Raw genomic sequence first — 9,094 nt, 5'->3', positions numbered from 1 at the left:
ACCTCCCAGGCCCGCAGACCCAGGAGACGGATGACGATCTCGCGATCTGAAAAGGAAGTGTAGTTGTAGGGAATCTCGCGCAGACGCGGTGGCGCGTCGACCGGGGCGTCCACCGGAGCGGTGAGATCCTTCAGGGGCAGCGGTGCATTCATGGGCGCCTGGCGCGTGGGGCTGGGTCTGGGAGGGCGCAAAGGTGAATCGTACCGCAGCGCAGCAAGGCCGCAGGCGCCGGCCAGGGAAACCGTGTGCGCACCGCGCCTACTGTCGTCGGCGCACACACACGGACACGGGGACACGGGCTGCCATCTTTGCGCGGACGCAAACCATGGGACTAACCCGCTTGCGAGCCCGCACCTTCCATGACAGAAACGCTCCTGTCACAAACAGGCACTAGCCTTCGCGGGCCTTGTTCTCTCCCGCATATCTTTCACGGAGTCGTCATGAAACGGAAACTTCTCGCGCTGTCCACGGCCCTGGCGGCCACCCTGGCCGGACCGGCCCAGGCCCAGGTCGAAATCCAGTGGTGGCATTCGATGGGCGGCGCTCTGGGCGAATGGGTGAACGACCTGGCCAAGGACTTCAATGCCAGCCAGAGCACCTACCGCGTCGTGCCCACCTTCAAGGGCAGTTATGACGAATCGATGACGGCGGCGATCGCGGCCTTCCGTGCCGGCAACGCGCCGCATATCCTGCAGGTCTTCGAAGTGGGCACCGCCACGATGATGGCCAGCCGCAACGCCATCGTGCCGGTGGGCGAGGTGATGAAGAAGGCCGGCGTGACCTTCGACCCCAATGCCTACGTGCCCGCGGTGGCCGGCTACTACACCGCCCCCAACGGGCAGATGCTGAGCTTCCCCTTCAACAGCTCGACCACGGTCTTTCACTACAACAAGGACGCCTTCCGGGCCGCGGGCCTGGACCCGAACACCCCGCCCAAGACCTGGCCGGAAGTGACCCTGGCAGCGGCCAAGCTCAAGGCCAGCGGCCACAAATGCCCCTTCACCACCAGCTGGGTGAGCTGGACGCAACTGGAGAGCTTCTCGGCCTGGCACAACACCGAATTCGCCACCAAGGGCAACGGGATGCGCGGCCTCGATGCGCGGCTGACCTTCAACAGCCCGCTGCATGTGCGCCACATCGAGAACCTGGCCAACATGGCCAAGCAGGGTCTGTTCGTCTACAAGGGTCGCGGCAATGCCGCGGATGCCACCTTCGTCTCGGGCGAGTGCGCGATGATGACCGGCTCATCGGCGCTGTACGGCAACATCAAGCGCAACGCCAAGTTCGAAAACGGCATCTCCACCCTGCCCTATTACCCGGACGTGCCCGGCGCGCCACAGAACACCGTGATCGGCGGCGCCAGCCTGTGGGTGATGGCCGGCAAGAAGGACAACGAGTACAAGGGCGTGGCCCAGTTCTTCGCCCACCTGTCCAAGCCCGAGGAAGCCGCCAAGAGCCACCAGCGCACCGGCTACCTGCCGCTGACGAAGGCCTCCTATGAGCTGACCGAGAAGTCGGGCTTCTATAAGCAGAACCCGGGCACGGATGTCTCGGTGGAGCAGATGATCCGCAAGACGACCGACAAGTCGCGCGGCATCCGCCTGGGCAACTTCGTGCAGATCCGCACCATCAACGACGAGGAGCTGGAACAGGTCTGGGCCGGCCGCAAGACCGCCAAGCAGGCCCTGGACGATGCGGTGCGGCGCGGCAACGAACAGTTGGAGCGCTTCGAGCGCGCCAACAGCGGCCGCTCGTAAAATCGCGCCCCTTTGCCCGGCGTGGCGTCCGGGCCCTGGCCTCCTGCGCCTGCCCATGCCTGCGTGCATGAGGCAGGCGCTGATTGTTTGCAACCATGGAAAAACGCGTCCGATTCAAGTCCTGGTGGCTGCCCTGGCTGCTCGTGGCTCCCCAGATGGCCGTGGTGCTGGTCTTCTTCTTCTGGCCCGCCGCGCAGGCGCTGTACCAGAGCGTGCTGTCCCAGGATGCCTTCGGGATGTCCACCGAGTTCGTCGGGCTGGAGAACTTCGAGCGCCTGATCCACGACGAGACCTATGTCGCCTCCTTCCAGACCACGGCGGTGTTTTCCGTCCTGGTGGCGGTGATCGGCCTGTCCGTCTCGCTGCTGCTGGCCGTGATGGCCGACCGCGTGATCAAGGGCGCCGGCTTCTACAAGACCCTGCTGATCTGGCCCTACGCCGTGGCACCCGTGGTGGCCGGGGTGCTGTGGCTGTTCATGTTCGCCTCCCCCTTCGGCACCATCGCCTACCTGCTGCGCCTGCTGGGCCTGGAGTGGAACCACCTGCTCAACCCCAACCACGCGATGGCGCTGATCGTGATGGCCGCGGTGTGGAAGCAGATCTCCTACAACTTCCTGTTCTTCCTGGCCGGACTGCAATCCATCCCCCGGTCGCTGATCGAGGCCGCGGCCATCGACGGCGCCGGCTTCTGGCGACGCTTCTGGACCATCGTCTTCCCGCTGCTGTCGCCCACGACCTTCTTCCTGCTGGTCATCAACATCGTCTACGCCTTTTTCGACACCTTTGCCATCATCGATGCGGCCACACAGGGCGGGCCGGGCAAGTCCACCTCCATCCTGGTCTATCGCGTCTACTACGACGGTTTCAAGGCGCTGGACATGGGCGGTTCTGCCGCGCAGTCGGTGGTGCTGATGGCCATCGTGATCGGGCTGACGGTGATCCAGTTCCGTTTCGTCGAGAAGAAGGTGCAGTACTGACATGATCGAACGCCGCCCGGGACTGACCTTCCTGTCCCATTTCATCCTGATCGCCGGTGTGGCCATCGTGGCCTTCCCGGTCTACCTGACGCTGGTGGCCTCGACGCAGACCGCGCAGGAGATCGCCTCGACCGTTCCCATGTCGCTGCGGCCGGGCACCCACCTGTGGGAGACCTACAAGGTGGCACTGTTTGGAGGCGAGACCGCCGCCGGCAGCACCGTGCCCGCCGCCTTGCCGATGATGGGGGTGAGCCTGGTGATGGCGCTGGTGATCGCGATCGGCAAGATCGCCATCTCGCTGCTGTCGGCCTTTGCCATCGTCTACTTCCGCTTCCCGTTGCGCAGCCTGGTGTTCTGGATGATCTTCGTCACCCTGATGCTGCCGGTGGAAGTGCGCATCGGCCCGACCTACGAGGTGGTGTCCAACCTCGGCATGCTCAACAGCTATGCGGGCCTGACCATCCCGCTGATCGCCTCGGCCACCGCCACCTTCCTGTTCCGCCAGTTCTTCCTGACGGTGCCCGACGAGCTGGTGGAGGCCGCGCGGGTGGACGGTGCCGGACCGATGCGCTTCTTCTGGGACGTGCTGCTGCCCATGTCGCGCACCAGCATTGCGGCGCTGTTCGTGATCCAGTTCATCTACGGCTGGAACCAGTACCTCTGGCCGCTGCTGATCACCACCAACGAGGACATGTACCCGATCGTGCTGGGCATCAAGCGCCTGGTCTCGGGCGAAGCCTACACCGAGTGGAACGTGCTGATGGCCACCGCCTTCCTGGCCATGCTGCCGCCGGCCCTGGTGGTGATCCTGATGCAGAAGTGGTTCGTCAAGGGCCTGGTCGACACCGAGAAATAAACGAACGAGCACATGGCATCCCTCTCTTTCAAGAACGTCATCAAGCGCTACCACCAGGGCAAGCAGTCCCTGCAGGTCATCCATGGGGTCAATGCCGAGATCGCCGACGGCGAATTCATCGTCATCGTCGGCCCCTCGGGCTGTGGCAAGTCCACGCTGCTGCGCATGGTCGCCGGCCTGGAGGAGATCTCCGGCGGCGAAATCCTGATCGGCTCTCGCGTGGTGAACGAACTGGAGCCGGCCGATCGCGACATCGCCATGGTCTTCCAGAACTACGCGCTCTACCCGCACATGAGCGTGTTCGACAACATGGCCTATGGCCTGAAGATCCAGAAGCTGCCCAAGGACGAAATCCGCCGCCGTGTGGACAAGGCCGCCGGCATCCTGGAACTGTCGCACCTGCTGGACCGCAAGCCGCGTCAGCTCTCGGGCGGCCAGCGCCAGCGCGTGGCCATGGGCCGGGCCATCGTGCGCGAGCCTCAGGTGTTTCTGTTCGACGAGCCGCTGTCCAACCTGGACGCCAAGCTGCGCGTGCAAACGCGGCTGGAGATCCAGAAACTGCACCGCGAGCTGGGCATCACCTCGCTGTTCGTCACGCACGACCAGGTCGAGGCGATGACCCTGGCCCAGCGCATGATCGTGATGAATGCCGGACACATGGAGCAGATCGGCACGCCCGACGAGGTCTATGCCCGCCCGGCCACCACCTTCGTCGCCGGCTTCATCGGCTCACCGCCGATGAACCTGCTGGAGGGCCAGGCCACCGCTCCGGGGCGCTATGCCGTGGGCGGTCTCGAGATCGACCTGCCGGCCGGCGCCGGTGCGCCCGTGTCTGGAGCGGTCATTCTCGGCGTGCGCCCCGAACATCTGGTGCTGGGCGATGCCGGGTGGCCGCTGGTCGTGGAAATGGTCGAGGTGCTGGGGGCCGAGCGGCTGATCTACGGCAAGCTGGGCACGGCCCTGGTGGTGGTGCGCGCCGACGACAGCCACCAGCACCCGCGGGTCGGTGAAACCCTGTACATGACGCCCCAGCCCGGCAAGCTGCACTGGTTCGACGCCAACACGCACAAGCGCATCACATGAACTGGCCCTACCCTTTGTGGATCGCTCACCGCGGCGCGGGCCGACTGGCGCCCGAGAACACGCTGGCGGCCTTCCGTCATGGCGCTGGCTTCGGCTACCGGGCCTTCGAGTGTGACGTGAAGCTCAGCCGCGATGGACAGCCTTTCCTGCTGCACGATGCCACCCTGGAACGCACCACCGATGGTCAGGGGGTGGCCGGCGAGCAGGAGTGGGCCGCCCTGAGCCGGCTGGACGCCGGGGGTTGGCACAGCCGGTCCTATGCCGGCGAGCCGCTGCCCACGCTCGAGGCCATCGCCAGCTATGTGCTGCGCAACGGCTTCGTGCTCAATGTCGAGATCAAGCCCACACCCGGCACCGAAGGCCTCACGGGGGCCGTCGTGTCGCGCCGCTGCGCGCAGCTTTGGGCCACCAGCCGCACACCGCCGGTCGCACCGCCGCTGCTGACCTCCTTCCAGAGCGCGGCCCTGCAGGCGGCCCTGGCCGCCCAGCCCGAACTGCCGCGCGGGCTGCTGCTGGAGCACTGGCCCGAGGACTGCCTGGCCCACGCGCAAGCCCTGCAGTGCTCGGCGGTCGTGGCCCAGTACGCCCTGTTGGACCGCGCCCGCATCGAGGCCCTCCATGCCGCCGGCATGAAGGCCCTGGCCTACACGGTCAACGATCCGGCTGAAGCCCGCCGCCTGATCGCGCTGGGCATCGACGGCCTGATCACCGACGCGGTGGACCACTTCTCCCCCGGCCCCGGCGTGCATGACTGAATCCTGCCGGAGTTCACCCCCGGGTGGACGCGGGATTGCGGGCCTCTCATAATGGATCGAGCATCCGCCGCGCGTCGCGGGCGCGGCACACGGACTGCCCGGATCCACAGACCATGAGCTTGGCACGGCTGCCTCTGATCCTGTGGTGGTGCGCCACCCTGTGGGCTGCTTTTGGGGCGGGAGTCCAGGCCACGCCCCGGCCCGCCGCCGGCGCACCCCCCGCGCCCGTCACGGTCATCACGATCGAGGGCGCCATCGGCCCGGCCACGGCCGAACACGTCCGGCGCGGACTGGCCCACGCCCAGCGCGACGGGGCTCAGCTGGTGGTGCTGCAGATGGACACCCCCGGGGGCCTGGACACCTCGATGCGCCGCATCATCCGCGACATCCTGGCCTCCCCGGTGCCGGTGGCGAGCTATGTGGGGCCCAGTGGCGCGCGAGCGGCCAGCGCAGGCACGTACATCCTCTATGCCAGCCACATCGCAGCCATGGCCCCGGGCACCAACCTGGGCGCTGCCACGCCGGTGGCCATCGGTGGTGCTCCCGAACCGGCCCAGCCGCCCGCCCGCCCTGGGCGGCCCGCGGAGCCTGCGGCCTCCAGGGCCTCGGAGCCGGCACCGCAGACGGGCCCGTCCCCCACCGTGTCGGGACAGAAGCAGCTCAGCGACGCGGTCGCCTACATCCGCTCGCTGGCGCAGATGCGCGGGCGCAATGTCGAATGGGCCGAGAAGGCCGTGCGCGAGGCGGCCAGCCTGAGTGCGGACGAGGCCCTGGCACAGGGCGTGATCGAACACGTCGCCCGCGACCTGCCCGAGCTGCTGACCCAGATCGACGGCCGCCGCCTCCAGATCGACGGCCGCGCGCTGACGCTGCAGACCACGGGCGCTGCCATCGTGCGCGAGGAGCCGGACTGGCGCATTCGCTTGCTGGCCGTGATCACCGACCCCAGCGTGGCGCTCATCTTGATGATGCTGGGCATCTATGGCCTGTTCTTCGAGTTCTCCAACCCCGGAGCGCTGGTGCCGGGCGTGCTGGGCGGTATCTGCCTGCTGGTGGGCCTGTATGCCTTGCAATTGCTGCCGGTGAACTACGCCGGGCTGGCACTGATCGCCCTGGGACTGGCTTTCATGGTGGCCGAGGTGCTGATGCCCAGCTTCGGGGTGCTGGGCCTGGGCGGCATCGTGGCCTTCGTGCTGGGTGCGGTGATCCTCATTGACACCGAGGTGCCCGGCTTTGGCATTCCGCTGGGCCTGATCGCCGCCATGGCCGCGCTCAGCGCCGCCGTGGTGATCGGCCTGGCCGGAATGGCGGTGCGCGCACGCCGGCGCGCCGTGGTCAGCGGGGACGCCACGGTCGTCGGCCAACAGGCCCGGGTCGTCAGCGTCGGCGCTGGCGAGGCCTGGGTCGAGGTGGCCGGCGAACGCTGGCGGGTGCGCAGCCCCGCCAGCCTGCAGGCCGGACAAACCGTGCAGGTCCGCGGGCGCGACGGCCTGGTCCTGGATGTAGTGCCCATCGAGAAACCTCAAGGAGAGTGATCATGATCTTCGACCTTGGCTCGCTTGGCTTTGGCGGCCTGCTGCCCATCGCGGTGCTTGCGCTGATCGCCGCCTCGCTGCGCATCCTGCGTGAATACGAGCGCGGCGTTGTCTTCCAGCTCGGCCGCTTCTGGAAGGTCAAGGGGCCGGGCCTGGTGATCGTGATCCCGGGTGTGCAGCAGATGGTCAAGGTGGACCTGCGCACCATCGTGCTGGATGTGCCCACCCAGGATGTGATCTCGCGCGACAACGTCTCGGTGCAAGTCAACGCGGTGGTCTATTTCCGCGTGGTGGACCCGCAAAAAGCCATCATCCAGGTCGAGAACTTCATGGTGGCCACCAGCCAACTCGCCCAGACCACGCTGCGTGCCGTGCTGGGCAAACATGAGCTCGACGAGATGCTGGCCGAGCGTGAACGGCTGAACCTGGACATCCAGCAGGTGCTGGACGCGCAGACCGATGCCTGGGGCATCAAGGTGGCCAATGTCGAGATCAAGCATGTGGACCTCAACGACTCGATGGTACGGGCCATTGCCAAGCAGGCCGAGGCCGAGCGCGAGCGGCGCGCCAAGATCATCCACGCCGACGGTGAGCTGGAAGCCTCGGAAAAGCTGATGCAAGCCGCCCGCATGCTCGCCCGCGAGCCCGGGGCGATGCAGTTGCGCTACATGCAGACCTTGAGCACCATCGCCAGCGACAAGACCTCGACCATCGTCTTTCCGATGCCCATCGACCTGTTGACCCTGATCAAGCAGATGGGCGGCGACGCCGCCGCGAAGTGAGCCGGGGCTAGCGCGGCAACTCCACCATGCCGGGAAACAGCCACAGCAGCGCCGAGGTCATGAGCAGGTAGCGCAGGAATTTGCCCAGCGCCATGTAGAGCACGCAAGGCCAGAACGGCAGCTTGAGCCAGCCGGCCACACCACACAAGGGGTCGCCCACCACGGGCAGCCACGACAGCAGGCAGGCCCGGGGCCCGAAATCGCGCAGCCACAGCAGCGCGCGCGCCTTGACCGGGTGCTCCTTGTGGGTGAGGCGGTCATAGGCCTGGTGGGCACCGTAGCCCAGCCACCAGTTCAGCGCCCCGCCCAGGGTATTGCCCAGCGTGGCCACGCCGATGGCCGGCCAGAACAGCTCGGGGTTGAGCTTGATCAGGCCGAAGACGGCCGGCTCGGAGCCCATGGGCAGCAGCGTGGCCGACACGAAGGCCACCACGAACACGGTGCTCAGGCCGAACTGCGGCAAGGCCAAGGCATTGAGCAGGGAGTAAAGCCAAGCTTCCATCGCCTGCGATTATCGGTGTGCACTGCAGCAAGGCCGCGGGCCGAGCGTTTCATTTCCTGAAAGCTTGCGAGGCTATACTCTGCCTCCTTTTTCAGCACATCCCCCTGCCACTCCCATGCGCATCGGCCCCCACGAGCTGCCCAACGCGCTCTTCGTCGCGCCCATGGCCGGGGTCACCGACCGCCCTTTTCGCCAGTTGTGCAAACGGCTGGGTGCCGGCTACGCCGTCAGCGAGATGGTCACCTCGCGCAAGGAGCTGTGGAACAGCCTGAAGACCTCGCGCCGAGCCAACCACGAGGGCGAGGTCGCGCCCATCGCAGTGCAGATCGCCGGCACCGAACCCGCGATGATGGCCGAGGCGGCGGCCTACAACATCGACTGCGGCGCGCAGATCATCGACATCAACATGGGCTGCCCGGCCAAGAAGGTGTGCAACAAATGGGCCGGCTCCGCGCTGATGCAGGACGAGGCGCTGGCCTTGTCCATCATCGAGGCGGTGGTGGCGGCCTGCGCACCACGCGGCGTGCCGGTGACGCTGAAGATGCGCACCGGTTGGTGCGCGCAGCATCGCAATGCCGTGAGCCTGGCGCGCGCGGCCGAGCAGGCCGGCGTGGCGCTGATCACCGTGCACGGCCGCACCCGCGAGCAGGGCTACACGGGTCGGGCCGAGTACGACACCATTGCCGCAGTGAAGGCGGCCGTGAAGGTGCCAGTGGTGGCCAACGGCGACATCGATTCGCCGCAGAAGGCCCTGGCCGTGCTGCGTCACACCGGGGCCGACGCGCTGATGATCGGCCGCGCCGCCCAGGGCCGTCCCTGGATCTTCCGCGAGATCGAGCACTTCCTG

At 66.9% G+C, this 9,094-nt stretch carries 10 protein-coding genes; 8 read left to right on the top strand and 2 right to left on the bottom strand.

Annotated features, from left to right (window positions below):
* The coding region (locus ACK42S_RS09300) for a DUF3683 domain-containing protein (RefSeq protein WP_409706070.1) at nucleotides 1–152 on the bottom strand (152 nt) is incomplete at its 3' end.
* Nucleotides 153–440: 288 nt separating this feature from the next.
* On the opposite strand from ACK42S_RS09300, the gene ugpB reads away from it, so the two are divergent.
* The 7 genes from ugpB to ACK42S_RS09265 all read left to right on the top strand — a co-directional run bounded on the left by ugpB (nucleotide 441) and on the right by ACK42S_RS09265 (nucleotide 7,745).
* Complete coding sequence (ugpB, locus tag ACK42S_RS09295) at nucleotides 441–1,757, top strand: sn-glycerol-3-phosphate ABC transporter substrate-binding protein UgpB (protein WP_409706067.1); 1,317 nt, start codon at nucleotides 441–443, stop codon at nucleotides 1,755–1,757.
* 95 nt (nucleotides 1,758–1,852) lie between these two features.
* Nucleotides 1,853–2,734 (top strand): sn-glycerol-3-phosphate ABC transporter permease UgpA, encoded by an 882-nt coding sequence (ugpA, locus tag ACK42S_RS09290; RefSeq protein ID WP_409706064.1) that lies wholly within the window; start codon nucleotides 1,853–1,855, stop codon nucleotides 2,732–2,734.
* Nucleotide 2,735: 1 nt separating this feature from the next.
* Nucleotides 2,736–3,590 (top strand): sn-glycerol-3-phosphate ABC transporter permease UgpE, encoded by an 855-nt coding sequence (ugpE, locus tag ACK42S_RS09285; protein ID WP_409706061.1) that lies wholly within the window; start codon nucleotides 2,736–2,738, stop codon nucleotides 3,588–3,590.
* 12 nt (nucleotides 3,591–3,602) lie between these two features.
* Nucleotides 3,603–4,673: a sn-glycerol-3-phosphate import ATP-binding protein UgpC gene (locus tag ACK42S_RS09280; RefSeq protein ID WP_409706058.1), complete on the top strand. Its 1,071-nt coding sequence runs from the start codon at nucleotides 3,603–3,605 to the stop codon at nucleotides 4,671–4,673.
* A complete protein-coding gene (gene ugpQ / locus ACK42S_RS09275) occupies nucleotides 4,670–5,428 on the top strand; it encodes a glycerophosphodiester phosphodiesterase (protein WP_409706055.1) in 759 nt (252 codons plus the stop codon). Before ACK42S_RS09280 ends, ugpQ begins: the two co-directional genes overlap by 4 nt.
* Before the next feature lie 113 nt (nucleotides 5,429–5,541).
* The gene (locus ACK42S_RS09270; RefSeq protein ID WP_409706052.1) at nucleotides 5,542–6,963 is read left to right on the top strand and encodes an NfeD family protein; all 1,422 of its coding nucleotides are present in this window, start codon (nucleotides 5,542–5,544) and stop codon (nucleotides 6,961–6,963) included.
* Between the two features lie 2 nt (nucleotides 6,964–6,965).
* Complete coding sequence (locus ACK42S_RS09265; RefSeq protein WP_409706049.1) at nucleotides 6,966–7,745, top strand: slipin family protein; 780 nt, start codon at nucleotides 6,966–6,968, stop codon at nucleotides 7,743–7,745.
* Nucleotides 7,746–7,752: 7 nt separating this feature from the next.
* Here the strand turns inward: ACK42S_RS09265 and ACK42S_RS09260 are convergent, their stop codons facing one another.
* On the bottom strand, nucleotides 7,753–8,247 hold the full coding sequence (locus tag ACK42S_RS09260) for a YqaA family protein (RefSeq protein WP_409706046.1): 495 nt from the start codon (nucleotides 8,245–8,247) through the stop codon (nucleotides 7,753–7,755).
* A gap of 115 nt (nucleotides 8,248–8,362) precedes the next feature.
* Between ACK42S_RS09260 and dusB the strand changes: the two genes are divergently transcribed.
* Nucleotides 8,363–9,094 (top strand): tRNA dihydrouridine synthase DusB (gene dusB / locus ACK42S_RS09255; protein ID WP_409706043.1); only part of this gene is annotated, 732 nt, incomplete at its 3' end.

It is taken from the genome of Caldimonas sp. (assembly GCF_046289365.1).
In the GTDB taxonomy this organism is placed as follows: domain Bacteria; phylum Pseudomonadota; class Gammaproteobacteria; order Burkholderiales; family Burkholderiaceae_C; genus Caldimonas.
Note: the sequence above shows the minus strand (reverse complement) of the source record. Positions and strands in the feature narration are given on the sequence as shown.